Genomic DNA, 541 nt, shown 5'->3' with positions numbered 1-541 from the left:
AGACAGACTCGCGGTTCATTTAAGCATCCATGCCCGCCCTGAACTCCGGGCACACTATAGGTCACATCACCGCACCACACCTGATTTGGTTCCGTTACGGCGAACTGTCGCTCAAGATGATTCGGGATAGCAACGTGCTCATGACCGCCACGCTTATACCGGTGAGTCGGCTGCTGGCAACTGACCAGCCCCAGCTCTTTCATGAGTCTGCCAGCAAGCCAGCGCCCCATTTGGTAACCTCTCTGGGTTGCCATTGTGGCGATGCTTCTTGCTCCGGCAGAGCCGTGGCTGATGCCATGCAGTTCAAGTACCTGACTGCGTAATACAGCCCGTCTGCCGTCTGGCTTTTCAGGACGGTTTTTCCAGTATTTGTAGCTGCTGCGATGAACCCCGAACACATGGCAGAGAGTGGCCACAGGATAACGCGCCCTGAGTTTCCCGATTATCGAGAACTGTTCAGGGAGTCTGACATCAAGAGCGCGGTAGCCTTTTTTAATATTTCATTTTCCATTTCAATACGTTGTAGCTTTTTCCTGAGCTC

Annotated in this window: 1 pseudogene; it reads right to left on the bottom strand. The window is 53.0% G+C overall.

Going from position 1 to position 541, the window contains the following annotated elements:
- Positions 1-541 (bottom strand): annotated as a pseudogene (locus ACOTYN_RS26470) (hypothetical protein); the annotation flags it as partial.

Origin of the sequence: Enterobacter cloacae complex sp. IR5458 (assembly GCF_049238025.1) — a bacterium.
Lineage (GTDB): Bacteria > Pseudomonadota > Gammaproteobacteria > Enterobacterales > Enterobacteriaceae > Enterobacter > Enterobacter kobei.
Note: the sequence above shows the minus strand (reverse complement) of the source record. Positions and strands in the feature narration are given on the sequence as shown.